The sequence below is a fragment of the uncultured Rikenella sp. genome (genome assembly GCF_910577125.1).
Classification (GTDB): Bacteria; Bacteroidota; Bacteroidia; order Bacteroidales; family Rikenellaceae; genus Rikenella.
Genome location: NZ_CAJTMN010000001.1, coordinates 1 through 26,484 on the forward strand (window position 1 = coordinate 1; position 26,484 = coordinate 26,484).

The following is a 26,484-nucleotide window of genomic DNA, read 5'->3' on the forward strand; positions in this document are numbered from 1 at the left end:
CAAGTACAAACCGTTGATGCCGCTTGTAGCGGAAGACCAGCTGTGCCCGCTGCTGCAGACACCCCACAACGCGCCCTCGCCGTAGCCGCGGTCGCAGACGCCCGGGGCGGCAGCAGCATATAGCCGAGAGAGGAAACCGTATGATAATATTGTGTAATTTCGGGGCGCTTTTCGGACAAATTATCGATGGATAAACAGACGACGATTCGAGTCTCGCTGGTCGTAGCCGTTGCGTTTTTCATGCAATTCCTCGACACCACGGCGGTCAATACGGCCATTCCGGCCATGGCCGACACGTTCGGCGTGGACGTCGTGCGGCTGAGTACCGGGGTGACCTCCTATCTGATGGCGCTGGCGGTGTTTATCCCCGTGAGTGGCTGGATCGCCGAGCGGTTCGGCACCCGCCGCGTCTTTTGTTCGTCGGTCGCCTTTTTTATCCTCTCCTCTACCCTTTGCGGCACCTCGCACAGTTTGTGGCAGTTCGTGGCCTATCGCATCATGCAGGGGATGGCCGGCGCCATGATGTCGCCCGTCGGCCGGCTGGCGGTGCTCAAGACCACGCCCAAAGAGGATCTGCCCACAGCCATGAACTATATCACCATTCCGGCGCTTGTGGCTCCGATCATGGGGCCGGTCGTGGGCGGATATCTGACCTCGTTTTGGTCGTGGAGATGGATTTTTTATCTGAACGTGCCGATCGGGATCGCCTGTATTTTATTGGCCTGGCACTATATTCCGGACGATATGGCACGGCCGGCGAAACGGAAATTGCCTTTCGACTGGGGAGGATTCGCATTGAGCGGCCTCGCTTTGGCCGGTTTTATGTACGGCGTCGAAATGTTCAGTAAATCGGGTATTTCGTATACCTTTTCCAGCTCGGTCGTCGTGGCGAGCCTGTTGCTGCTTTACTGGAATGTGAGGCATGCGGCCCGGGTGGAGACACCGCTGATCGACTATTCGGTGATGCGGGTGCGGACCTACAGCATCACGATTTGGGTCGGTTCCGTGTCGCGGATCGTGATCGGAGCCTTCCCCTATCTGGTGCCGCTGATGTTTCAGGAGGGATTCGGGTTGAGCCCGTTTCGTTCGGGGTTGCTGTTTTTGTCCACCATGGCCGGCAACCTCTCGATGAAGACGGCGACCGTATGGCTGATCCGTCGTTTCTCGTTCCGCCGCATTTTGTTGGTGAACGGCGCGTTGGTGGCTCTTTTTACCTTTCTGACCGCCCTGTTTTCGCCCGAGACCCCCGTCTGGATGATCGTTGTCACGCTGTTTTGCGCCGGTCTGGTGCGATCGATGCAGTTCAGTTCGCTGACCACTCTGGCCTTTGCCGACATCGCCGAACGGAAAATGACCTCGGCCAATACCTTATATAGTACGGTGCAACAGATGTCCACCGGAATGGGGATTGCCGTCGGAGCGGTTCTGCTGCGTTTTGCCAACCAGTTCGACGGCGGTATGCCGGGACATTACACCGTGTTGGATTTTCGGCTGGCTTTTATGGCCGTGGCTGTTTTGGGACTCCTCCACCTGTTCGGTTATGCCTTTTTACGTCCCACGGCCGGCAATTCCGTCAGAATCAAGAAGAAAGAAGCGTAAGTGGCCGAAAGAACATCCGGGTGGCGGAGAACGGTGGGATGGAATTTTTGAAAAAATCGTCCGAACGTTTGGTAAAAGGAAAAGAAGGTCTTATATTTGTCCTCGCAATGCCGATTTGGGATTGTGGATTCGGTGCGGTAGTTCAGCTGGTTAGAATACCTGCCTGTCACGCAGGGGGTCGCGAGTTCGAGTCTCGTCCGCACCGCGAGTTTTTTAACACGCCTCTTCTGTGGATGGAAGAGGCGTTTTTTTATATGGGCATTGTCTGATTTTGCATGGATATTGATGAAGGGCCGGTTTCTCGGGAGGGGGACGGAAGAAAGGGGCTCGCGTTCCGAAAGCAGGATTTGGAAACGAAAAAATGTGAAATCTGACAATAAGTGTGGATTACTGACTAAAATTTATTAATTTAGCCGCGTGAAATATCCTCTTCTGGATGGGGATTCGGGCATAAATTGAACGGATATGGATTTTGCAAAACGCAGAAAATCAGGTTTTTCGAACGGTAGAAAGCGGTCGTTGCGAGGAGTGGCGGCGGCTTTGTTGGGCTTGTTGGGGGGCAGCGTGTGGGTGGCTTTTGCGCAGGGACAAGGGCTGGGAGCACCGCAAAAACAATCCGTCGATTTCGCATTCGGTCTGGGAAATTCCGAACTGAGCGCAAATTACGGCCAGAATGCGGCGGCAATGGCCAAATTCGATAAACTGGTGCGTGATGTAGCCAATTCGGCGTCGGCGCGCATCGACTCGGTGGTGATCACCTCTTACTCCACGGCGGCGAATCCGCTGGGGAACGTCGATGTGGCGGAACAGCGGGTGGCTGCGGTCAAGGCGTATGTCGATCCGGTGATCCGAAATTCACAGTTGCGGCAGGCGGTGGTCGTGACGGGAAATGTCGTGGCTAAAAACAATGTCATGGCACCGGATCAGGTCTTCGGGATGCTGAAAAAGGTGACCGTTACCGTTTATATGAACGGGTCGAGTCTGGCGAAGAAAGGTACTACTAACGGCGGGGGGATGATGGGAAGCGACGAAAGTCGATATATGTCTCCGTTCGGACGAAACGATGTCTTCGGGACGACTTCGCGTCAGCAGCAGCCGGCAGCGCCTCAGGCGGATAATCGCCGGGAACAGCAACCGGTAGCGGTGGAAGTGGTGCCGGCACACACTTTCTCGGCTAAGGAACAACCGCGTCAGGAGGTGGCGGTCGCACGGCCGGCGGAACAGCCTGCCCCGGTAAAACCGGTGGTTGCAGAGCGGGAACCGGAAGTAATTTTACCGGTCGATAATAATAAATCGACCCCGAAAGACGATTATAAGAAGGAACCTGTTCGGCAGGCAGCGGTGGTAGCTGAGGCGCCGGTTGTTCGGGCAGAACCGTTGTGGGAACCGACGAAAGAGGAAAAGAAAGCGCTGGATGCGGAATTGCAACGCTTTATTGATTCTTTGGCACAACAGGAAGTGAAACGGAAACAAGAGGCGATGGCGGTGGTGACGCCTGCTCCGGTGGTTGTGGCAGAGACTCCGAAAGTTTCGAATGTGCAACCGGTGCAGCCTGTGCGGCCGGCGGTGATTGCGGACAACAGCTATGCTCAGCAGGGGCGTGATCCGGAAATCGACGCTTTGGTACAGCAACTCTTGCAGGAACAGGGAGTGGCCGCTGCAGTTGCGGCTCCTGCGGGGAGAGGAGGGGCGACGAATATCGCCGGATTGGAATTGGGTTCCAGATCCTCGGAGACGAAAGCCAATAAAGTGGTTATGGAAGAGATCAGCACTACCCTTTTGCGGGCTTCGAATGCCAAGCAGAAAGCGGTGATGGAGCTGGAGATCTCCGGTAACTCGGCTTTTGTTGCGGGGATGGCGGACGCCAAGAAGATTAAAATGAAACCGGCCAAGGCACAGAAACAGAAAGCGGCTGTGGCTGTCGCCGAAAAGGTCGAAGTCAAGGAAAAAGAGGTACTGGCTGTCGCTCCTATTACTCCGGTTACTCCGATTGAAGTTGTTGAAAAAGAGGAAATTAAAGAACAGGAAAAGGTTAAGCCAGTCAAAGTGAAACCGGTGAAGCCGGAAAAGGCCGTGGCTATCGAAGTTGTGCCGGCTGAAGAGATGGAGACCGTGAAAATGAAAGAAGAGGTGAAGCCGGCGAAGGTGAAACCGGTGAAACCCGTTAAAGCGGAAAAACCGGCTAAGGTTAAGGTGGCACATGAACCGATGACCTTGGTACGGCCTCTGGTAGCGGTGAAGACCAACCTGGCTTACTGGGCGGGGATTGCTGCGAATGCCGAAGTCGAATTCTACTTCGCAAAACGCTGGTCGGCGATGGTCGAAGGGGTTTATACCGATTGGAACATGAACCTCTATAAGAAACACTATGCCGTGAATGAAATCAGTCCGGAAGTGCGTTATTGGACGACCCGGAAGGCGGGACAATATCGCGGACTGTATGTCGGGGTGTACGGACACCTGGGGCAGTTCGACTATATGTCCAAAGATCGCCTCACGGGCGGTAAGACCGGTGATTATTACGGCGCGGGGATTTCGGTAGGGGGATATCTGCCGTTCACGCCTCACTTCGGGATGGAACTCGGCTTGCGTGGGGGATATGTACGGGCCGATTACGACCGTTATCACAAAGAAGCTTCGACCTATATATATGAATCATCGAAGTCGGCCAACTATTTTGGCCTGACGGGAGCGAAAGTTTCACTGGTATACCGTTTCGGCTTGGGTCGGTAGTAATTTTTGAATAGGGAAACGCAGATTTATCATGAACAAGATACTACATTTCGGAAGATCGAAAAAGATGGGGGTGATTGTCATGGCTGTGGCGGCTGTGTGGAGCGGTTTGGGGACGACTTCGTGTGTCAGACGGAGTTTGTACACCAAGCCGGACGAAGGGCGGGTGATCGTGAACTTCGACTGGAAAAATCAGGTCGAAGGGACGACGAAACCGGAAAAGATGTCGGTCTATTTGTATGGTGAGGGCGGTACCTTGGTGCGCGGCGAGAGCGGAGAAGACGGCTCATATCAGGGGACGGTGGCGTCGGGAAAATATAAGGTATTGGCTTTTAATGAAGGAATAGAGGGGGTTGCATTTGCTGATGTCGAAAATTTTGAAAACGCGTATGCCTATGCGCTGCCGTTGTACAATAAGGCCGCATCGGAAGAACAGTGGATCAAGGAGGCGGGGGGATGGCTGTATAGTGCGCAGTTCGGTGAATTGACCGTTGAAAAAGAAGATACCATACGGACGACAATGACTCCGGCGCCGCGGATGCAACACGTGATGGTGAAGATTCTCGTGAACGGCGATGCGGATAAGGTGACCGGATTGCAAATGGCCTTGACGGGAGTCGCTTCTTCGATTCGGTTGTGCTCGGGAGAATGTACCGGGGGATATAAGGCGATGGTACCGCTGACCCCTGAGGTGAAACAGGTGGATGGATCTGTGCTCTATTCGGCAAATACCCTGATTTTCGGAATCCAGCCTGCAGAGGGAGGGGAACAGGGGGCGAATAGTGTGCGGCTGGATCTGAACTTCGATAATGGCGGATCTCAGGCGATCGAAGCTGAGATCGGGCCGGAAAGTATCGACAATCCGGCGGCGGCAGAGATTACGATCGATATCGATGTGGAAGTTTCGGCCACTTCGGAAGGAGGTTTTACGGCTCAAATTACGGACTTCCAGGTGACGACCGACGATATGATTGTGGACAACCGGCCGAATGGTGAGGGGAATTAGAGGTTAGTATTGTGCGGGGGATTTTGCACGAATTAAATTAATCGGGGGAAATATAGATGATTATGAAAAAAATCACTTGGTTCTCGGCCTTTGCGGCGATCTGTGCCGTGGCTGTAGGAGTGAGCGGTTGTACCAAAAAAGAGCTGAGGATGCCGGAAGGCGAAAAGTCTCAGTTGTTTCTGACCGGGAAAACCCAGCAGATGGGAGGAACCAAGGCACAACAGCAGGTGACTACTACCCTACCCTTGGCGAATGGAGTGGAAACCGGGATATATGTTGTGAATCGGACTTCGGGGGAAAGCGTGGAGACGGCGGGAGTATCGAATCTGAAACATGTGGCGAATGCTTCGGGAGGATTGGACAATACCGGAGATCCGATTATCTTGACTACGGGGTGGGAGTACGATATGATCGCTTACGGGCCGCATGACCCGGCGGTGGTGGCGGCTGACGGAGTCAAGGTGGAGCATGGGAAAGATATGATCTGGGCGAAAAGCGAAAAGGAAAAACCCAATGCAAAGACACACAGCACCGCGTTGACTTTCCAGCATAAAGTATCGCAAATTCAGTTCGAACTGGTGAACGGTGGGGATACGGGCGATGGAAAGAGTGTGGATCTGACGGGAGCCACTTTTAAAGTGACCGGATTTGTTAAGGACGGGACTGTAGATTTAGCCACCGGAGAATTGGTGCTCGGGGCGGTCGATCCGACGATCGTTTTGACCGGGATCAATAACACAGACCTGAAGACGGATGTAATCTATTTCGTGCCGGGAGAAAATATGCAGTTGAATGCCGAAGTGACTTTGGCCGATGGGACTACCTTCTCGGGGGTATATACCAAGAAGTTCCAGAGCGGGATGCACTATAAGGTTTCCATTAAAGTGGTCGACCGGGATACCGATTTGGATATGGACGACAGCACGTTGCTTCCGTGGGAAGACGAAGAAGAGGGAGATTTGGAGCTGGGGCAATAAATACAAAATAGAAAGAACGAATTGAAATTTGCCCCTCGGGCATCTTATCTTCAAATATCGAGAGTGAGATTATGAAAACGTTTTACGTACTTGCGGCTCTTCTGCTGACTGCGACCGGTTGTACCAAACAGGACAAAGGGATCGAGGGGGCGCCGTCCCAGTTGGTTTTGAGCGGGCAAGTGACCTTCAGCGATAATGACGACGCGGGAGCTTCTTCCTCTTCTGTAGCTGCGGCGAAACCGCTCGAAACGCGGGCTGGAGGACAATTGCCGGCGAATACGAATCTGGGGGTTTATATTCTGAAGACTCCGGCGACACCGGGGTCAGCGAATGTGAACTACGCTGAGTGGAAAAACCTGCCGTTCGTTTGCACTTCGAGCGGTCAGATTACCTTGACGGGAGGCACGGGCGTCGTTTTGACCTCGGGGACGAAGTACGATATTTTTGCATATGCCCCGCAGGTGCAAAATGTGGCTGATGCCAAACGGATTCCGGTGAGCCACGGGACGGATATCCTGTGGGGGAAAAAGACGGTGGATGCGGTACCGGGGACGACGCGGGTGAACCTGGAATTCAGACATGCCGGTTCGCAGATCGGTTTCAAGTTGAAACCTAAGGATGGTGTCACGATGGATTTGACCCCCGCCAAGATGACGGTTACCGGTTTTTATAAGACCGGGACGTTGGATTTGGAGACGGGGAAGATTACCGGGGCGGATCCGACAGAGAAATTGACGGATAAGACGGGGGCGAAATCGTATGTTCTGGCGACGGGCGAGGAGATGACGGTAAATGTGATAGTGACGGATATTCCGGGTCAGGAGCTGCCTTTTACCGGTTCCTGTAAATTGACTCTCAAACCGGGGAAACCGTATCTTTATAACATTACGCTGAATCCGAATGGTGCAGCTCAGGTTAAATTTGATCCAGTGGTGGTGGATTGGGAAGATGTGGAAGCTGATAATGATCTGATTATCAAGTAAACTTTACAGATAATTAAAACAACAGCAGCGGTCGGTATTTGGGAGAATACCGACCGCTGCTGTTGTTTGCGGGTCTCACGGTGGAATGATCGGTACTACTCTGCCCTTTCAGACAATCGAAACACATTGTGGAATCGATTGACGTGCCGGATGTAATCTCGCATGAAATCGTTTGATTTCTCAATCGAATTCATGATGATCTCCCGTCCGAATAAGGCCGAATCGAGGATAAGCTCAATAGGCCGGATCTTTGGGATCATCTTATTTGCAGCAGAACGACCGGCTGACAGCCGACACAACGGACTTCTTGATCATCCATCCTTTTTACTCTTGTGCTCCAACGATTTCTGTAAGAATTGGTTCAATTCCGGGGAATGTGGGGCGGAAAAATAACCCGTTGTCCGGGCAAAGAGACAACGGGTTGAATGTTCCCAAACGGGGAATTTTGGTGCGTGTCGCAACTCACGGCAACCGGACTATTCGTCCGCCGCCAGGAAATGTTTCTGGGATTTCAGCAGGTTTCGCGACTGGAGCACCATCGTTTTGGTCTCGTTGATGATATCGAGGTACAGCATGCTGCTCCGCGAGCTCGACGCATTGTCCCGTACGCGGTAAATCTGGTTCTTGATCGCCTTGGCCAGTATCTCGAACAGTTCGTCCCGGTGTTGCAGAGCATCGTCCAGGTGGCTGAAATCTTTGGTCTGCAACATTTGGATAATCTCGTCGTAAATGGCCGAAACCCGCTCGTTGATCTCCTGTAAATCGGCCAATTGAGCGGGACTTAATCCCTCGTGGTTGTTGTCGATGTGGTCGAAACTTGGCCGCGTGATATGTACCAATGCCTTTGCCACCTCGTTCACATAGTCCGCTACTTGTACATAATAGTGTGCCGTGTCAATGTTGTTGGCCTCTAACTTTCGCAAAATCGGCAACAGCCGGTACTTCCGCTCATGAGCCTCCTGATACATCTGTTCCGCCGCCCGCATCGTATCTTTCAGCTTCCGCCGGTCTTCGCTGGCTAACCCTTCGATCGTCTCCTGATAGAGTTTGGTCATCGTCTGCATGGCGTTGCAAATCTCCTGTGTCGATTCGTCCACGATGTTCAGCTCTCCGTTGTTACCGTGATACAGAGCTTCTCGCGCCGCCGCTTTCTTCTGCCGCCGCGAGAAGAGCACTTTGCTTTGGAAGAGGATGAAAACGCAAACCGCCGCCAGTCCGTAGATGGCGATATTCCCGCCGTACATCAGCACCAGCCCGACGATGAATGCCACCGTAAAAGCTACGGCCGCCGTCAGAAACCATCCGGAAATGACTGTCAGCACGCCCGTAATACGATATACCGCGCTCTCGCGTCCCCACGCCCGGTCGGCCAGCGAAGAACCCATCGCCACCATAAAGGTGACGTAGGTGGTCGAAAGCGGCAGCCGCAATGACGTGGCCGATGCGATCAGGATGGAAGCGACCGCCAGATTGACCGTGGCCCGAATCAGGTCGAACGGCGCTTTCTCCGCCGCTTCGATCACTGCCATCGGTTCGAATCGTTTGGCGATAAACCGTTGCGCCCGTTCCGGTACGTATTTGGCGAAATTCTTGTTGAAATTGACCGCCCCGCGCACCAAAGCCCGCGAGAGCGATGTGGAACCGAATCGCTCTACCCCGTCGTCCTGACGGGCCAGATTGATTTCGGTGTCGGAAACCGACCGGGCTTTCTTCGAGAGCCAGATGGTGGTAACCATAATCAATCCGCCGATGAAAAGAATGTACGGATTGGCCACCGCCCCCATATTATCCGAAGCCAGAGCCCCCATTTTAAAGGTCGCGAGATCGGCTCCGTGTTTTGCAGCTTCGGCAGCGATGTTATAGGAGTCGTAGCCGGCTACCGAGACCCCGATGAAATTGACCAGGTCGTTTCCGGCAAAAGCCAGCGCCAACGATAAAGTACCGGCCAGTACCGTCAGTTTCAGGATGTTGAGTCGGAACAGATAGTGAATCACCCCCATCAGAATCGTCCATCCGATAAAACAGTAGACCATCATCAGTCCCGTATGGGCGTCCATCCACGCCATCAGTTCCCGCGGCATGATCGGGGTGTCTTTCAGCCCCTTGAAGATGGCGAAGTAGGAGATGGCGGTCAGAGCGATCCCGCACCACAGCGGCCCGACGTATCGGAAAGCCCGCTGATAGTGGAACGAAAAGATCACCCGTGTGATGTACATGACCACCGTCCCGGTGATGAATGCGATGATGACCGATACTAGTATCCCGAAAATAATCCCCATCGCCTTTCCCGAGTTGATGTAGTGCGGCAGATCGGCCAGACTCTCTCCCGCCGTGTTCCAGATCTTCACCATCGCCACCGCCACGGCCGAGCCCAAGAGGCCGAATACCAGCGAAACGGTCGTAGAGGTCGGCAGACCGAACGTATTGAACAGGTCCAGCAGGATGACATTGGTGAACATGACGGTCAGGAAGACCATCATCATCTCGTGGAAGTAGAAGTTTTCGGGATAAAAAACTCCCCGGCGGGCCACTTCCATCATACCGCTGGAGAAAATGGAGCCGAGGAGAATCCCTGTCGAAGCGACGAGAAGAATGACGTATCGCGGAGCGGCTTTCGAGCCGAGGGCCGAGTTGAGAAAATTGACGGCGTCGTTCGAAACTCCGACGATCAGGGCCGAGATGGCGAACGCCATCAGGATCACCAAGACAAACAGGTAGATATTGTCCATGAAAAGTTCGGTTAAAACGGAATAGAGAGGGGCGTCTGTCGACAAACCACAATCCAAATCCTCGACGAAAGTACCGAATTAATCTGGATTTCACAATAGGTGTGCACGGTCTTACCGGGCGCTTTTCTGTTTTTTCTCCTGATGTCGCACGATGTAATAGAAGGCGACGATCAGGAGCGCCGTCAGGTTTTCGGCGACCGGCATAGCGAGCCAGATGCCCCGGATGCCGATCCAGCAGGGAAGCAGCAGAAAGCTCGGAATGAGCAGTAGAAAACCGCGCGACAGAGCGAAAAGGGTGGCCGCCCGAATCCGTTCGACGCTTTGGAAGTACCCGATGGCCGTGAGGTTGAAGATGAAGGCCGTAAATCCGGTGGCGAAAAAGGGAAAGCCGGCGACCGCTATTTCGGCGGCGCGGTTCTGCAGATCGACGAACAGGCCGACCGGAAGATCGGGATAGAGGCTGAAGACGGCGGTCGTGACCAGGCCGCAGACGACAGCCGTCAGCAGGGCGATCGTTTCGGTCTCCCGCGTGCGTTTTCGGGCGCCCAATCCGAAATTGTAACTGATGATCGGTTGGGCCGACTGAGCGATGGCGTTGCCGACCATGAAGATGAAGGGAGCATAGTAGCATACGATTCCGAAAGCGCCCACGCCGTCGTCGCCGAGGTAGTGCATGAAAATCCGGTTGCCCATGAACATCAGGACGGCCATCGTCGCCTCGCCCAGCAGGGCCGAAGAACCGATCCGACACTGATATCCGAGGTTGCGGAGGGTCAGCCGGAGGCTCGTCAGGTTGAGCTTCGGACGCAGCAGACGCAGCCGGCGGGCATAGAGGGCCAAATAGATGACGGCGATCAGGCCGCCAACGGCGGTGCTCAGCGAGGTGGCGAAGGCCGCTCCCATCAGCCCCCATCCGAGCGGAAACATGAAGAGCCAGTCGAGTATCACGTTCAGTCCTGCTGTAATCAGGCTGCATGCCATGGCCAGTTTCGGCGCTCCGTCCAGCCGGATCGCGAAAAGCGATACGGCTGTCCATATCATGAAGATCCACGAGAGCACATTCCACAGCATATATTCCTTGACCAGAGGCAGCAGATGGGGTGATGCTCCCAGCAGGCGTCCCGTCCGGTCGGGAAAGACGACCATCGCCGTGATAAGGAGGGCGGTTATGACGGTTACGAAGAGCAATGCCTGTGTGACATTCAGGCGGGCTGCGTTGAAACGTCCGCGGGAGAGATGGATGGAGGCTACCACCGAGCAGCCTGCGCCGGTCATCAGGCCGATTCCCGTCATCAGCATGAGAACCGGAACGATGATGTTGATGGCGGCGATACCGTCGCTGCCGACACTGTGGCCGACGAAAATGCCGTCAACGGCGGTTACGGCCGACATGCCGAGCATACCCAGCAGGGTCGGGAAAAAATATTGGCGAAACAGTTTCCCGACATTTTCTTGCTTCAAATCAAGAGCATCTTTCATCTTAACACTTTTATAAATTGTTCTATTTCTTGCAACCCGTTCTTTGTGTCGGACGGGACTGCCGCTTTCTTGCAAGAAAACGGCACAAAGAACTTTTAGTTAGCTACGCTACGCCTTACGCTCCGCAGTCCTCAGTCTTCGAAATTACTTTTGGGTCGGGGTTCTCCGGGGCGGTGCCGCGGGCACTCCGAGATGGCCGCCTCTACCCTAAGAGTGCCCGCGCGCCCCGGAAGAATCCCCGGCCCAAAGAAAAGTCCGAGGGTTGGGCCGCCGGCAGCTTTAGGATGCGAAGCATCCTCTAAAGTTTTTCTGGTTCTCTTTGTTCACAAAGAGAATAGTACCCTCTGGTCACTAAAAAACGGTTACAGAGAAAGGAACGATTAAAAAAATGCTGGATAAGATGATTGGTTTTACCCAGTCATCTTATCCAGCATTACAACTATTGCTGCAATACCCTCCGATGAGGATTACAAAACGCTCGGTTTTCGAATGTTTCCGTGCAAAGGTACGGAGTCGGTTCGGAATAACCAACTTTTTCCGGCCCGGGAAAGGCGGGATGTGCCCTCCGGAGTGCTTACAATTGAGTAAGTGCCTGTCGGATAATCGCTTCGGCAGTGAGCGACGGATTCTCGCGGCAAATCGCCTTGACGATCTTTTCGCAGGCCGATTTCGGATAACCGAGAATGGTCAGGGCCGATATCGCTTCGTCGATATTCTCGGTCACCTCGGCGAAGATGCCCGGCGCAGCGTCTGAAACGGCCGCCACGTTGAGCACCTTGTTTTTCAGGTCGACAATGGCCCGTTCGGCCGTCTTGGCGCCGATCCCTTTGACGCTCTTCAGAGCCCCGACATTGCCTGTGGCGATGATCTGCACCATGTCCTCCACCCCGTACGACGAGAGCATGATCCGGGCCGTGTTGGCGCCGATCCCCGATACGGAGAGCAGCAGGCGGAACAGTTCGCGTTCTTTCTGCTGGCTGAAGCCGAAGAAAATTTGGGCATCTTCGCGCAGGATGTGGTGGATGTAGAGGGTCGTTTCGGTGACCGAGCTGATGGCGGTGTAGGTCTGCAGCGAGATTTGGAGCAGGTAGCCGATTCCGGCCGCCTCGATCACGACGTAGGTGGGGGTCAGTTCGGCGATTCGGCCTTTGATGTATTCGTACATGGTTGGAGTGAGTGAAGCCGGAGCAAAGATAACTTTTTCCCGGAGATTTCGGGAAATGGCGCGGGAGGATGGAATATTTTTACCATATTTGCATCTGAAAATCGGAAACTCAATATTTTAACGGGAAATGAATAAAATTACACTCCACATCGTATCGTTGGCAGCGGTTTTGACGCTGGGACTGTGTTTCGTCGGCTGCGATAAATCTTCTAAGGGGGCTTCGGCGACGAATGCGGCCGATTCGACGAAAACGGCTGCCGACACGGCGGAAAAGATCGAATATAACGGGAAGATCGTTTATGTACAGATCGATTCCATTATGAGTGGTTATGGATTGGCGAAAGATCTGCTGGACGCTGTTTCCAAAAAGAGCGAAAAGGCACAGAATGAACTGACGGCCAAGGGACGCAGTTTGGAACGTGAGGTACGCGATTATCAGGAACGGGCACAGAAGGGGTTGATCACACGGTTCCAGGCACAGGATATCGAAGCGGGGTTGCAGAAAAAGCAGCAGGCGGTGATGGAGTATCGGGAACGGAAGATGCAGGAGCTGGCAGAGGAAGAGGCGGTAGCGATGAACCGGATCAGTGAGGCGATCATGCAATACATGCGCAAATATAATGCGGAGAAGAAATACAGCATGATTATCAGTACGCAGGGAGGGAATCCGGTGGTGCTGGCCGATCCGGCATTGAACATTACGGACGATTTGCTGAAGGGATTGAACGATGAGTATCGTCTCCAGTTGGATACGATGAAGCAGGCGAAATAGTCGGTGGCATTGTAAGTGTTAAATTGTTTTTGTAGAGAGGCTTCCTGTTTTTCCGGGAGGCCTTTTTGTTTTTCTGATGAAAAAGCTATTGAGTTTTATGGTTTTGAGGGGGGAATACTGTAACCGAATTAAAGGAGTTTGGTAGTTCCCCGGTCGGGATGGCGAAAATTGTATTTTTCTATGCGGCGGCGAGGGCGACTATCATTCGGTATAGGATGTAGAAACAGAGTAACAGTTTCAGGCCCGTTCCCAGCAGAAAGCCGATGAAAGTGCCTACGGCAGCTTTCAAAGCCTCTGTGCCCGATTTTTTCGCGTACCACAGTTCACCGAGAAAAGCACCGAGAATCATGCCGAACAACATCCCGATGGGCAGAAAAAACAGGCCGAGAATCATGCCGATAATCGATCCCCAGGTTGCCGCACTGCTGCCGCCGGCGCGCTTGAGGATCAACGGGGGCAAAAAGTAGTCCGACAGAAAAACGATCAGGCAGACACCGGTCATGATGAGCATAAAGGTGTCGCTGAAGGGGGTATAACCGCTCCACCGCCCGATCCAGAGGCTCAGGTAGGCCAGCGGTACGCCGGGCAGGGCCGGTACGACCGAACCGATGATACCGAGCAGTAGGATAACGAATGCGAGAATAATCAGAAAAATGTCCATAATCGAATGAATTGTTTGTGGCGAATATGCGATACGGGAGCGTAACTTGTCCCTGAACAGCGAAATTTCCTGTGCGTGCCCCCTCTCGAAGCTATCGCGTTATACACGAACAGTCCGGGGGTAATGATGAAGCAGTTTGAAAGCCATTCTGGCGATACTAAAACGCGGGGAAGCTAACATTTCTTGGATTTTTTGTATGTAATGCGGTGCGTCTAACTGCATGAGAGCTTTCATGGCCGCCCGACAGATCGCAGGATGCGTAGGGTCTAAAAACGACTCGATTCGGGCTACATCTTCACGTCGCTTCCCGATTTCAGCGATTTCTATGATACAGACTTTCGGATGTTCTTCTATCCGCGTGCGATAAAAATCGTAAAGGTCGAATGTCGAGTCGTGTTGTCGGATGATCCATTTCGCTATGTTCCGGACGTAGGAGTTCCTATCGAGCAGCATAGCGCGAGCTGTGGTTAGGCTCGCCTCCGGGTCGGTGTCGTGCAGCGAGGACAAGGCTATTCCCCGATTGCGCGGGTATTTGTCCCGCAGCAGGAGGTCATAGTAAGGTCGGAGGTCTTGGCCGGAATCAACGACTGACTTTAGAATGAGTTGTCGTAGAAACGGATCCGGCTCCCGGGTCAAGTGGCCGATGAGTACCGTTCCGGATGTCTCCGGCAGAAATTCCCGGATGTTCGGGATGCCGAACCGTCGTATTCGGATATCCGGATTACCGAGAATCCGCTCGAACAAAGCCGTGTTCCCCGCCAGCCGGGGGGCCAACATCGCAATGTAGGCCTGCGGATTGCCGCAATATTTTACCTGCTCGATCACCGGCAAGGTGTCGAGCAGCTCTTGGTCGGTCGTTTGCGGGAGCCTACGGGCGAATGCTTGCTTCGCTTCCCGACGAATCTGGGGTATGACCCAGTCGGCCATTCGCAAGGCGATGAAAGGAAGGGTGTTCGGATAGTCGGGCAAGGCTCGGACGGCTCGCTGCCGAACGTAGCCGCAACAGTGGAACGAGGCAAAGATAACCACTGCCCGGCGTTCCTCGTCGGACATCGATTCCGTCAGAAAATCTTCAATTCGATATGGAGTCCAATCGATACTCCATTCCATCGAGGTACTTTGGCGCATTTGAATACTTGTCCGAATCATTCGTTCGTATGAAATGTCGTCTAAGTATTCCGCCAAAACAGTGGCTACACGATGTTTGAGTACATCGGTTTGGGCTGCGTGCGGCGCCGCGAAGACGCAGAATAACCGACTCAACAGACTGGGATCTTTTTCCGCCTGCCACTGTGCCAGATCGGCTTCGAGGTGGGTATAGCAGTACTCACTTAACATGTGTGTATGCGTTGTGAAAAAACAAATCCCTATCCCCTATGCGCAAATAACTCGGGCGCAGAGGGACAGGGATTCGGAGCGTCGTTGTCGTGCGTTTTCTTATACTAATCCGGAGAATCCCATAAAGGCCATGGCCAAAATCCCCGCCACGATCAAAGCGATCGGCACCCCTTTGAATGCTTTCGGCACGTCGGTAATTTCCAGCTTCTCGCGCAGTCCGGCAAAGAGTACCAAAGCCAGTGTAAATCCCAAAGCGGTCGCGGCCGAAAATACTACGCTCTGTGCCAGGTTGAACTCTTTCTGCACCAACAGAATAGCTACCCCGAGCACGGCACAGTTCGTGGTAATCAAAGGCAGGAAAATCCCCAAAGCCTGATACAATGCCGGACTCACCTTTTTGAGCACGATTTCGACCATCTGCACCAACGCCGCAATCACGAGAATAAAGACGATGGTCTGCATGTATTCGATCCCCAGCGGAACCAGCACGCCGTATTGCAGGACATAAGCCACCAGCGATGCGATGGTCATCACGAAGGTCACTGCCATCCCCATCCCCATCGAGGTGGATACTTTGTTCGAGACGCCCAGGAACGGGCAGATCCCTAAGAATTGCGCCAGCACGATGTTATTGACGAAAATCGCGCTGATGATGATTACGAAATATTCCATAGTCGTTTTTCCGAATCAAAGAGAACTAAGAGCCGATTACCGCAGCCGGGCGGTGAATTTGTTGAAGAGCACGAGCAGGTAGCCCAACGCGATAAATGCCCCCGGTGCGAGAACGAAGATCAGAATACCGTCCATCCCCGCCGGCAGGAACTTGGCTCCGAACACCGAGCCTGCCCCGAGCATTTCCCGCACGATCCCGAGCAAGGTCAGCGAGCAGGTAAAGCCCAGTCCGATCCCCAAGCCGTCGAGCATCGAGGCGAAAGGCCCGTGTTTCGAGGCGAAAGCTTCGGCCCGTCCCAGAATGATACAGTTCACCACGATCAGCGGGATAAATACCCCCAGGGTATTGTACAAATCCGGCACATAGGCCTGCATCACGAGTTGTACGACGGTCACGAACGATGCGATAATCACGATAAAGCTCGGAATCCGCACCTTCGCCGGAATCACGTTTTTGACTAAGGATACGACGATGTTCGACATGATCAGGACGAACATCGTGGCGAGTCCCATGCTCATCCCGTTAATCGCCGAGGTGGTCGTCCCCAAGGTGGGGCACATCCCCAGCAGCAGGACGAATGTCGGGTTTTCTTTAATTAACCCTTTGGTAATCAGTTGCAGTTTAGTCATGACTTTCTCTTACCTCCCCTCTTCGTGTTGATTTTCGCTCTCTGTATGATGGGTTGCCGTGGCTCCCGAAACGGCTTCTACCGCCTCTTCCGCAGACTCGCCCTGCAAATGTGCCTGCAAGACGAGATATGCCCGTTCCACCGCATCGGTAAAGGCTCGCGACGAGATGGTCGAAGCCGTAATCGCGTCCACATCTCCCCCGTCTTTCCGCACGGCAAGCCGGAACGATGCGGGATTTTTCCCTTCGAACTGGACGGCGAAATCCGATTTGGACTTCTGGATCTTATCTCCCAGTCCAGGCGTCTCGGCGTGCGAGATGACCGAGATATCCTTAATCGTCCCGTCCGGCAGGAAGCCGACCATCAAGGTCATCAAGCCTCCGAATCCCTTTTTCGAGAAGGTTTCGACGGCATATCCCACCGCATTCCCATCCTTGGATGCCGGATAGATGTTTACGATGCTCCCGTCGATTTCGAGTTCGATCGCTTCCGTCGCCGGCACGTTGTCGAATTCGGGCAGCACTTCTGCAATGGCGTCGTTGATTTTTTGTTCCTGAGCTGTTTCGATCGGCTCTTTGGTCAGCAGGTAGATGCCTCCGACCGCAGCGCTGGCCACCAACGTAATGGTTCCCAGCACAATCACCATATTCTTGAGTGAACTTTGCATAGCTCTACTTCTTTTTAGCGTTGCTACCACCGAAACGACTGGGTTTCATGTACATGTTGATGAGCGGCACGGTGGCGTTCATGATCAGGATGGCGAACGAAATACCTTCCGGATAAGCCCCCCATACACGGATCAGGATGGTAATCAGGCCGATACCTATGGCAAAAATTACCTGTCCGCCTTTCGTCATCGGCGAGGTCACGTAGTCGGTGGCCATGAAAATAGCCCCCAGCATCGCCCCCCCGGCAAATACGTGGAACAGCGGATTGATATATTTGGTCGGATCGACCAGCCACAGAATCGAGGCAAAAACCAGCATCGTCCCCAAAACGAATACTGGAATGCGCCAGGTAATCACCCGCCGGATCAGAAGATAGATGCCCCCGATTAGCAGAGCCACGGCTCCGATTTCCCCCATCGATCCGTCCTTAAACCCGAGGAGCATCCCGCCGAGGTCGATGTTCGGCATAATTTCCGTTACCGGTGTTCCCGTCTTCAAAGCTTCTTTGACAAAAGCCAGCGGTGTAGCACCCGTAATGGCATCTACCCCCGGCGTATCCGGGAACAGGGTCATCTGCACCGGAAACGAAATCAATAAGAACACCCGTCCCACCAAAGCCGGATTGAAGAGGTTCCGTCCGAGTCCGCCGAACGACATTTTGCCGATGCCGATCGCCACCAACGCGCCGAGCATAATGAGCCATGGCGAGATCGTGGCCGGCAGGTTGAAAGCCAGCAAGGTGCCGGTCACCACCGCAGACCAGTCGCCCAACGTGGACGAACGGCCCAGCATGAAGCGGTCGATGAGCCACTCGAACAGCATGCAGGAACAGATGGCGATACCGGTGACGAACACGGCCGACCAGCCGTAAACGAATACCGAAAATGCGAATGCCGGCACCAATGCGATTACCACGTCCCGCATGATCCGCGGGGTGGAAAAGTCCCCGTGAAGATGGGGCGAAGGAGCTACGATTCTATTACTCATGAGGATGAAAATTCTTTATTTGGCCTGCGCCTGTCGGGCACGAATGAGTTTCATGGTTTCCGCTTTTCCCAGACGGATGTAGTCCAGCAGCGGCAGGTTGGACGGACAGGTGAACGCACAGCAGCCGCATTCGATGCAATCCGCCGTCCGTTCCCGTTCGAGCCGGTCGTACAGTCTCAGACGAGAGAGTTTCGAGATGAGATAGGGTTCCAAGCCCATCGGGCAGGCATCCACACACTTGGCGCACTGGATGCACGGCATCTCCCGTCCCCGCACCGAGGACTTTTCGTCCATCAGCAGCACGCCCGAAGTCCCTTTGGTCACCGGTGCTTCGATATTGGCCATGGCGCGTCCCATCATCGGCCCCCCGTTGATCACCTTCCCCGTATCTTCCGGCATCCCGCCGCACGCCTCGATCAAGGTGTTGATCGGTGTCCCGATCCGCACCAGCAAGTTCGACGGATTGGCCAGCGATTTCCCCGTAACGGTAACCACCCGATCCACAATCGGTCGCCGTTTCTGTACCGCCTGGTACACGGCATAAGTCGTCCCGACATTCTGCACTACCGCCCCGACATCGATCGGCAGCGCCCCGCTCGGTACCTCCCGTTTCATAATCGCCGCGATCAACTGCTTTTCTCCCCCCTGCGGATAGCGCATCTTCAGCGGCACCACCTCGATCCCCTCGTATTCGTTCGCGGAAATAAGATTTCTGAGGTTGACAATCGCCTCCGGCTTGTTGTTCTCGATGCCGATGTAGCACTTCCCTACTCCCAAGGCCCGCATCAAGATCCGGCACCCCACCAAAAGTTCCTCTCCCCGTTCCATCATCAGCCGGTAGTCCGCCGTCAGGTACGGTTCGCACTCTACGCCATTGATAATAAGCGCTTCGGCCACCTTCTCCTGTGGCACCGACAGTTTGACCTGCGTCGGGAACGTAGCCCCTCCAAGCCCCACAATCCCCGCCGCTGCAATCCGTGCGATAATCTCCTTGGGTTCCAGCGTGCACTCTTTAATTAAGGTATCCGTCCGGTCGATCTCCGGATTCCACTCATCCCCTTCGACCGCAATCGTAACGGCCGGCTTCCGCAAATTCGCCCCGTCCGGAACTGCATCCACACTCGTCACCGTCCCCGATACAGAAGAGTGGATATTGGCCGAAACGAATCCGGTCGCCATCCCGATCACATCCCCTACGCGTACCTTATCCCCCTTTTGTACCGTCACTGTTGCCGGCGCGCCGATATGCTGCCCCAGCGGAATGGTCACCGACGCCGGCACGTCGAATACCCGGATCGCCGCGTCGCGGCTGATTTTATAGTCGTGCGGGTGAACGCCACCCAGTCTGAAAGTCTTAAGCATGTTGTTCGCCTCCTTCCGCAGCCGTTTTGGTTTCCTGAGTTGTTGCAGCCGCCGCTGTGTCCGTTTCCGGTTTGCGCGCCGGGAAGCCGACTTCCACGATCGCTCCCGTCGGACAAACGGCCACGCATTTCCGGCACATCCGGCACTTCGCCGGATCGATATAAGCGACGTTATTTTCTAAAGTAATCGCTTCGAACGGGCAGGTCTTCACGCACTTGCCGCATCCGATGCACCCCACGGTACAAGCCTTCCGCGTAATCGCCCCCTTGTCTTTATTCACGCAGTTCACATAGACCCGTCTCCCTTTCGGCCCCTTCTTGCGCAGTTCGATGATGCCTTTCGGACACGCTTTCACGCACGCCCCGCAAGCCGTACACTTCTCTTCGTCCACCTCCGGCAGTCCCGTTTCCGGATTCATGTGGATGGCGTCGAAGTTACAAACCCGCGTACAGTCGCCGTTCCCGAGGCATCCGAAGGTGCAGCCCGTCTCCCCGCCATACAGCGAGGCTTCGACCGCACACGACTTCGCCCCGTCGAATATATTGATCCGGGCCCGGTTGCAGAACGTTCCTCCGCACCGCACGACAGCCACCATCGGTTCCTTTTCCGCTACCGCTTTGCCGAGAAATTCGGCGACGGTTTTCATCGTTGCCGCCCCGCCCACCGGACAGTAGAGCGACGAAATGTCGTCGTTTTTGACCAGCGCTTCGGCCATCCCGCGGCAACCGGGAAATCCGCATCCGCCGCAATTGGCACCCGGCAGCATCGCTTCGACCTGGTCGATCCGCGGGTCTTCGTACACTTTGAATTTCTGCGCCACGAAGTAGAGCACCACGGCCGCTACCAGCCCCAGAACCACCAGTATCACGACGGTCCAGGTGTAAATCAACGTTCCATCCATGTCTAATTATCGTTCGATTTCTTTTCGATTTGAATGGTCATCTCTCCCCTCAGCTTCTGCCGAAAGAGTCTGACAACCAGGTAATAAATTCCGACAATGCCCAGCGTAACCACTCCTGCCACCGTCTCTCGCACGCCCGTCTGCTGGAAAATCAGCAGCGCGGCCACGATCAGACAGACCGGTATGAAGTAGGCGATTATGACGGCTTTGAATCCCGCTGCCCGGCGCATCACCAAGGTTACCTGTTCTCCGACCGCATATCCCTGTCCGTCGTTCACGAGGGTCATCCGCCGTCCTCCCTCCTCCGAAACTCCCAACTCGCTGCATACGTTCCGGGCCCTGCATGCCGCACATGCTTCGGGCCGGCACACTTCGACCTCGATCCCCGTCTGATCGACGCGAATGACAGTGGCGCTTTGGCGGATGGGTTCCCGGTTTCGATTCATGACGGTCGAATTGCAGTCACAAAATTAATAAGTTTTTCGGGGAATCGGGAATTAAAATTCGTTATGCCCGATGAAAATTCTTAGGAAAAGACGATGCAAATATAGGCAGATATTTCCGCCGATAATGCGTAACTTTACCCGTTCCTAAATCGAAAAACTTACCTTTATATATAGTATGAACAGAGAGTGCGATTTTTTGGTGATCGGTTCCGGTGTGGCCGGGCTGAGCTATGCGCTGAAGGTGGCCGATCACGGACGGGTGCTGCTCGTGACCAAAAGCCGGCTGGACGATACCAATACGTATCATGCACAGGGAGGGATTGCCAGCGTGACCTATGCGCCGGACGATTTCGAACAGCACATCGAAGACACGATGGTCTGCGGTTCGTACAAAAATAACCGGGAGGTGGTGGAGTTGGTGGTGCGGAATGCGCCGCGGCAGATCGAACAGTTGATCGACTGGGGGGTGGACTTCGACCGTAGGGCGGACGATCCGAAACGGTACGAGCTGGCGCGCGAGGGGGGGCATCGACAACACCGGATTCTGCATCACAAGGACTATACGGGGGCCGAAATCGAAAACCGGCTGGTGGATCGGGTGCGGGAGCATCCGAATATCGAGATTCTGGAGCGGCATTTTGCCGTCGATCTGCTGACCCAGCACCATTTGGGCAAGCTGGTGAAGCGGTCGATTCCGGGAACGGAGTGCTACGGCGCGTATGTCCTGGAGCTGGACACCAAGGAGGTCTTTACGGTGCGGGCGCGGGTGACGGTGCTGGCGACGGGCGGGACGGGGAACGTCTACCACACGACGACCAATCCGGCGGGGGCGACGGGCGACGGCATCGCGCTGGTGCACCGGGCCAAGGGGATTATCGAGAACATGGAGTTCATCCAGTTCCACCCTACTTCGTTGTACAATCCGGGCGAGCGGCCGTCGTTCCTGATTTCGGAGGCGATCCGCGGCTTCGGGGCGATTCTGCGGACGCAGGACGGCGAGGAGTTCATGCAGAAGTATCACGAGATGGGTTCGCTGGCGCCGCGGGATGTGGTGGCGCGGAGCATCGACCACGAACTGAAGACCCGGGGCGAGGATTTCGTCTACCTCGATGTGACGCACAAGGATCCGGAACTTACCCGAGACCACTTCCCGAATATCAATAAGAAGTGTCTGTCGATCGGGATCGACATTACGCGGGATTTCATTCCGGTGGTACCGGCGGCGCACTATTGTTGCGGAGGGGTGAAGGTGGATATGAACGGCGAGACTTCCATTAAACGGCTCTATGCGATCGGGGAAACAGCTTCGACGGGGTTGCACGGAGCCAATCGGCTGGCTTCCAATTCGTTGATCGAGGCGGTGGTTTATGCGGAACAGGCGGCGCGGCATTCGCTGTCGGTGATCGGCGGCTTGACGTTGCAGGAGGGGTTGCCGGACTGGGACTACAAAGGGACGTCGCATCCGGAGGAGATGGTACTCATTACGCAGAGCCTCAAGGAGGTGCAACAGATCATGTCGAATTACGTGGGGATCGTGCGGTCGAATATTCGGCTGGAGCGGGCGATGCACCGTTTGCAGATCATTTACGAGGAGACGGAGCACTTGTATCGGCGGTCGACGCTGTCGAAAAACCTGTGCGAGTTGCGGAATATGATTGCCGTCGGGTATTTGATTATCAAGCAGGCGCAGCAGCTCAAGGAGAGCGTGGGGTTGCACTTCTCGCTGGACTACCCGATGCTGTCGCGGTTCTGAGCGAGGCCTTTATCCAAAAAGGGCGGGTCGTCTTTTCCCTATCTCGGAAAAGACGACCCGCTGTTTTTTAGAGTAAATGCCGCGTGCGGCTACTGGAAGAGGTCGAACCAGATTCCCGGTGCGTATTCTTTGATCTCGATGCATTGCCGAGCGTTGAAGTCAAAGGCACCGAAAACGAAATGTTCATTTTCAGTACCGGAATCTTTCCAGAACTGCCCGAATGCTTTTCCGGTGGAAGCGTCATAACACCAGAAGTCATCAAAATCGTCGGCCGCCGGGAGAGTGATGTTTCCGAGCGAGTTTCCAACGGTCAGTTTCTCGGTGTCGATCGGCCGGAAATTTACGCTGTTTGTCGTTTCGTTATAAAACGCCCCACAGACCTGTCCATCTTTTGAGAATAAATTCACATACTCATTGAACCTTTCTCCGGCGATGATCTTTTGATTAGCAATATCCAGTTTAACCAAATTGGTAATCCACATCGAGCTTTTTGAAGCCGGATCGTAACACAAACCGACCTCCTCATCCGTTCCGATTTCTATGGATACCGATGTAGAGGCGGGCAGGCTCAATGCTTCGTTCAGCGATCCGAAGTCGGCCACCAAGGTTTGTTCTGCCGTTTCCGTGTCGATCGAAACCAACGAGTAGAATGACTCTTCGTTGTCTTCATCGTTGCTGTATTTTTCGATCATGGCGTGCAGCTTGTTCTCGATCACGTATAAAGAGTAACTGAAATACTCTTTTTCTTGCTCTTTTGCATCACGAAGTTCCCCGACGAGTTCCAGCGTTTTGGTGGTCGGGTTGATACGATAGAGGTCGAGTTGCATGGTATTTTCCATGTAATCTCCCAGTTCGGTCCATTTGCAGATATAGATGTTCCTATCTGCCGGATTTACGACCGGAGAATCCCAAATTTCGTTGTCTGCATCCGGCAATTTTACGATTTCGTTCAGTTCGCCTGTGGCTTTGTCGACCTCCCAAAGAATGTAGGAGCCGCTGTCGTTAGTCCCACCGAAGCCGTAGAGCTTGGTGGCTGCTTCGGAAACGGTGAGCTTGCCGAGCGGCATCTCCTGCGTGCCGCGCTTCAACACTACGGCATGTTCGCCTGCCGGAACCTGTGGCACGGTGAAGGTCAATTCGTTGGCGGCCTGATGGGTTACCGTGGCTTGAATGTCGCCGTCGGCTTTGGTCTGAGCGCGGAACCAGATTTCGTCCGCAGAGGTGAAGCCCGACCCTTGGATAGTTACCGATGCGCCCGGCGCGAACGGCCCCTCCGGCATGACAAGGTTCGCAATCAAAGATTCTTCCAACGACGAAGAATCTTTCTTACATCCGGTCAGGGCGACAAGGCCGAGACTCAACAGTACGAGAATTTTTCTCATGGCTTTTTTGTTTGTTTTTGGTGAGTAAAAAGGAAACGTATACAAACAAAAAGCGTGGGCCTTGTATCTTATTTGTTTTCCAGGTATCGCCAAACACCTTACACCCAAATAAGTAAAGCCCACGTGTCGCCACGTGAGCGTTACCGCTTTACTTTTTGGGTGTGTTTCAAAATTGGCGATTTTGGAAAACAAGAAGTAAAGCTAACGCTTTTATGTATGTCCTAAGGAGGGGTTTATCTCATCGGCAGAATTATCGTTTGTTTGTCACAAAGGTAGTAAAAAATAAAAAAGCAAGGGGTGTAAGCCGGGTTCTGTACCGTGTCGCCACGGCCTCTGCCATTTATCCAGCCCGGCGGTCGCCCGCCGGATCGTCAGCAACCTACCCCCCGACTCGGACGGGCCGTCCTTCGGAAACACACCCCGGAAGATGCGTCTCGACATCGGTGTACATGGTCTTGCAACCCGCAGTTCGTACGGCTACCGGCGTCGCCGCCGGCACCGGTGGGCTCTTACCCCGCCTTTTCACCCTTACCCCGGCCGTTTGACCGGTCGAGGCGGTTGTTTTCTGTTACGAATTGCACGAGCTCGCGCCCGTCTGGCAGTTTCACCAGTGCGGTGCCCTCTGTTGCCCGGACTTTCCTCCCCTGCCGATTCACTCGAAAGCGTCGGCAGCAGCGGCAGAGTCCCCTTGCTTTATATGATTTGTACTAATTTAATGTCCGGTCTTTACCCCAGGAGGGTACTGTTCTTTCTGTGAACAGAAAGAACCAAAGAAACTTTAGAGGATGCTTGCGCATCCTAAAGCTGCCGGCGGCCCAGCTCTCGGACTCTTCTTTGGGCCGGGAGCAACGGCGCGCATAGGGTTTAGCTCTCATTAAGCGCGCCGTTGCCCCGACCCAAAAGCAATCGCAGAGAATGAAGACTGCGGAGCCTGAGGTATAGCGTAGCTAACTAAAAGTTCTTTGGGTACCTTTCTTTCAAGAAAGGTATGGTTCCGTCCGGCGCAATGATTGGAATATAAATGTAGTACAATTTATTTCAGGAAAACCATAATCGCCCCATAGCCGTACTCCGCAAACGAGGCGTCCTGATACCGCAATTTCGGGTAGCCGCGTTTGAGCTCCTTTTCGATCTCATACCGCAGCTTCCCCTTCCCCACCCCGTGGATGAAGACGATTCGTTTCTGTCTGCCGGCCCGGACAGCGCCGTCGAGGGCCACCGTAAAACGTGCCAGCTGTGCCTTGAGTATCTCGCCCGATGCCATCCCTTCCGTCGAGTCGAGAATCTCCTCGGCGTGCAAATCCACCACCTCCTCCTCTTTCGAAGAGGCCTTGTGAGGGACAGGGGCGGCTTTCGGTTTGGACTCTTTTTGCGGAGCTTTCGACGGAATGACCGGCGATGCGCCGTCCGTCGTTTCGTCCGACGAAGCCAGGGTGAATTCCAAGGCCGGAGTTTCGAAATAGTCGTTTTCTACGAAAGAGGCTGCCCGTACGAATTTCAGCGGGTGGAGTTCCAGGTCGAACGCCTCCACCGCCCGCGGTACGAACGCCGTCGGTTTGTAGGGCAGCAGGCTGATATGCAGGGTGGAAATCTCCGCCAGCTCTGCCCGCCGGTAGAGTTTGATTTTCTGTTTGGAGTCCGCCGCCAGTGTTCCGCTGTCGATTGTCCGCACGAAATTGCCCCGCTGTTCCCGCCTCGCGATGTTGTAGAAGAGCGTGTAGCTGCTGTCGTTCACCAGCCACGCCTCCAGATCTGCTGTTTCGGCCGGTTTGTCCGTATCGGCCGCCGGAACGAAGAGCAGCTTCACAAGATAATCCGTCACCTCCCACGGTGCCTTTTCCGGTGCTGCCGGAGTCCGGTCTACCCGCACTTCGGCCGTCTGGGCCGAAGTGCGGCGGAGTTTCGAGAGGTCGATCGGTTCGTCGTCTTCGTAATCGTCCGCCAGTGAAACCCGTCCGTAATTGTTGAGTCCCCGCACCGTCGCCCGCTGTTTTTTCTGAGAACCGTCGCTCGTGGCGGTCTGACGGGAAGCGGCGGGTTTCGGATCGGAGGGGCCGATCTTGACAATCGCCGCATTTTCGGCTTCGATCTCCACCTCCACGATATCGCTGATCAAGGCCGGAATTTCGAATCCCTCTTCCACTTCGACATAAGCCATGTTCCCCTGGATCGAGCGCACGATGCCGACGCCCGTATCCGATACGAATTTTACCCGACTGCCTGCTTTAATCATAGTTTATCG

At 54.4% G+C, this 26,484-nt stretch carries 21 protein-coding genes, 1 tRNA gene and 1 other RNA gene; 8 read left to right on the forward strand and 15 right to left on the reverse strand.

What is annotated here, in order from left to right; all coding sequences use genetic code 11:
• The first annotated feature begins 186 nt into the window (after positions 1–186).
• The 6 genes from QZ292_RS00005 to QZ292_RS00030 all read left to right on the forward strand — a co-directional run bounded on the left by QZ292_RS00005 (position 187) and on the right by QZ292_RS00030 (position 7,298).
• Positions 187–1,599: a DHA2 family efflux MFS transporter permease subunit gene (locus QZ292_RS00005; RefSeq protein ID WP_294595995.1), complete on the forward strand. Its 1,413-nt coding sequence runs from the start codon at positions 187–189 to the stop codon at positions 1,597–1,599.
• A gap of 131 nt (positions 1,600–1,730) precedes the next feature.
• Positions 1,731–1,804: transfer RNA gene (locus QZ292_RS00010), tRNA-Asp, on the forward strand.
• Between the two features lie 479 nt (positions 1,805–2,283).
• On the forward strand, positions 2,284–4,332 hold the full coding sequence (locus QZ292_RS00015) for a DUF3575 domain-containing protein (protein WP_294595996.1): 2,049 nt from the start codon (positions 2,284–2,286) through the stop codon (positions 4,330–4,332).
• Between the two features lie 31 nt (positions 4,333–4,363).
• A complete protein-coding gene (locus QZ292_RS00020; RefSeq protein ID WP_294595998.1) occupies positions 4,364–5,338 on the forward strand; it encodes a DUF5119 domain-containing protein in 975 nt (324 codons plus the stop codon).
• Positions 5,339–5,400: 62 nt separating this feature from the next.
• Positions 5,401–6,315 carry a fimbrillin family protein gene (locus QZ292_RS00025; protein ID WP_294596000.1) on the forward strand — a complete coding sequence of 305 codons (915 nt, stop codon included), beginning with the start codon at positions 5,401–5,403 and terminating at the stop codon, positions 6,313–6,315.
• A gap of 71 nt (positions 6,316–6,386) precedes the next feature.
• The gene (locus QZ292_RS00030) at positions 6,387–7,298 is read left to right on the forward strand and encodes a fimbrillin family protein (RefSeq protein ID WP_294596002.1); all 912 of its coding nucleotides are present in this window, start codon (positions 6,387–6,389) and stop codon (positions 7,296–7,298) included.
• A gap of 476 nt (positions 7,299–7,774) precedes the next feature.
• Here QZ292_RS00030 and QZ292_RS00035 read toward each other — a convergent pair whose 3' ends face one another.
• The 3 genes from QZ292_RS00035 to ruvA form a co-directional block, all read right to left on the reverse strand.
• Positions 7,775–10,027, reverse strand: coding sequence for an inorganic phosphate transporter (locus tag QZ292_RS00035; RefSeq protein WP_294596003.1), 2,253 nt, complete (start codon positions 10,025–10,027; stop codon positions 7,775–7,777).
• Positions 10,028–10,138: 111 nt separating this feature from the next.
• The gene (locus tag QZ292_RS00040) at positions 10,139–11,506 is read right to left on the reverse strand and encodes an MATE family efflux transporter (protein WP_294596005.1); all 1,368 of its coding nucleotides are present in this window, start codon (positions 11,504–11,506) and stop codon (positions 10,139–10,141) included.
• Positions 11,507–12,080: 574 nt separating this feature from the next.
• Positions 12,081–12,671, reverse strand: a complete 591-nt coding sequence (gene ruvA, locus QZ292_RS00045) for a Holliday junction branch migration protein RuvA (RefSeq protein WP_294596006.1) — start codon at positions 12,669–12,671, stop codon at positions 12,081–12,083.
• Positions 12,672–12,798: 127 nt separating this feature from the next.
• Between ruvA and QZ292_RS00050 the strand changes: the two genes are divergently transcribed.
• Positions 12,799–13,443, forward strand: coding sequence for an OmpH family outer membrane protein (locus tag QZ292_RS00050; RefSeq protein ID WP_294596008.1), 645 nt, complete (start codon positions 12,799–12,801; stop codon positions 13,441–13,443).
• Between the two features lie 178 nt (positions 13,444–13,621).
• On the opposite strand, the gene QZ292_RS00055 is transcribed toward QZ292_RS00050, so the two are convergent.
• The 9 genes from QZ292_RS00055 to QZ292_RS00095 form a co-directional block, all read right to left on the reverse strand.
• Positions 13,622–14,104 carry a DUF456 domain-containing protein gene (locus QZ292_RS00055; RefSeq protein WP_294596009.1) on the reverse strand — a complete coding sequence of 161 codons (483 nt, stop codon included), beginning with the start codon at positions 14,102–14,104 and terminating at the stop codon, positions 13,622–13,624.
• A gap of 99 nt (positions 14,105–14,203) precedes the next feature.
• Positions 14,204–15,442, reverse strand: coding sequence for a hypothetical protein (locus QZ292_RS00060; protein ID WP_294596010.1), 1,239 nt, complete (start codon positions 15,440–15,442; stop codon positions 14,204–14,206).
• Positions 15,443–15,541: 99 nt separating this feature from the next.
• A complete protein-coding gene (gene rsxA / locus QZ292_RS00065; RefSeq protein ID WP_294596013.1) occupies positions 15,542–16,114 on the reverse strand; it encodes an electron transport complex subunit RsxA in 573 nt (190 codons plus the stop codon).
• A 36-nt stretch (positions 16,115–16,150) separates the two neighbouring features.
• Entirely contained in the window at positions 16,151–16,744 is a 594-nt protein-coding gene (locus QZ292_RS00070; protein WP_294596016.1) for an electron transport complex subunit E, read from the reverse strand.
• A gap of 9 nt (positions 16,745–16,753) precedes the next feature.
• Entirely contained in the window at positions 16,754–17,410 is a 657-nt protein-coding gene (locus tag QZ292_RS00075; protein ID WP_294596021.1) for an RnfABCDGE type electron transport complex subunit G, read from the reverse strand.
• Between the two features lie 4 nt (positions 17,411–17,414).
• Positions 17,415–18,398 (reverse strand): RnfABCDGE type electron transport complex subunit D, encoded by a 984-nt coding sequence (locus QZ292_RS00080; RefSeq protein ID WP_294596024.1) that lies wholly within the window; start codon positions 18,396–18,398, stop codon positions 17,415–17,417.
• Between the two features lie 15 nt (positions 18,399–18,413).
• Positions 18,414–19,760 carry an electron transport complex subunit RsxC gene (gene rsxC / locus QZ292_RS00085; protein ID WP_294596027.1) on the reverse strand — a complete coding sequence of 449 codons (1,347 nt, stop codon included), beginning with the start codon at positions 19,758–19,760 and terminating at the stop codon, positions 18,414–18,416.
• Positions 19,753–20,661 (reverse strand): Fe-S cluster domain-containing protein, encoded by a 909-nt coding sequence (locus QZ292_RS00090; RefSeq protein WP_294596031.1) that lies wholly within the window; start codon positions 20,659–20,661, stop codon positions 19,753–19,755. The genes rsxC and QZ292_RS00090 overlap by 8 nt, the downstream gene beginning before the upstream one ends.
• A 2-nt stretch (positions 20,662–20,663) precedes the next feature.
• Positions 20,664–21,107: a SoxR reducing system RseC family protein gene (locus tag QZ292_RS00095; RefSeq protein ID WP_294596034.1), complete on the reverse strand. Its 444-nt coding sequence runs from the start codon at positions 21,105–21,107 to the stop codon at positions 20,664–20,666.
• A gap of 175 nt (positions 21,108–21,282) precedes the next feature.
• Here QZ292_RS00095 and nadB point away from each other — a divergent pair, with 175 nt between their 5' ends.
• Complete coding sequence (nadB, locus tag QZ292_RS00100) at positions 21,283–22,860, forward strand: L-aspartate oxidase (protein ID WP_294596038.1); 1,578 nt, start codon at positions 21,283–21,285, stop codon at positions 22,858–22,860.
• An 89-nt stretch (positions 22,861–22,949) separates the two neighbouring features.
• Here nadB and QZ292_RS00105 read toward each other — a convergent pair whose 3' ends face one another.
• From QZ292_RS00105 to QZ292_RS00115, 3 genes are all read right to left on the reverse strand, one after another.
• Positions 22,950–24,242 carry an IPT/TIG domain-containing protein gene (locus QZ292_RS00105; RefSeq protein WP_294596041.1) on the reverse strand — a complete coding sequence of 431 codons (1,293 nt, stop codon included), beginning with the start codon at positions 24,240–24,242 and terminating at the stop codon, positions 22,950–22,952.
• Between the two features lie 284 nt (positions 24,243–24,526).
• Positions 24,527–24,936: RNase P RNA component class A (gene rnpB / locus QZ292_RS00110), an RNA gene on the reverse strand.
• Between the two features lie 339 nt (positions 24,937–25,275).
• Complete coding sequence (locus QZ292_RS00115) at positions 25,276–26,475, reverse strand: DUF2027 domain-containing protein (RefSeq protein WP_294596043.1); 1,200 nt, start codon at positions 26,473–26,475, stop codon at positions 25,276–25,278.
• Positions 26,476–26,484 lie beyond the last annotated feature (9 nt).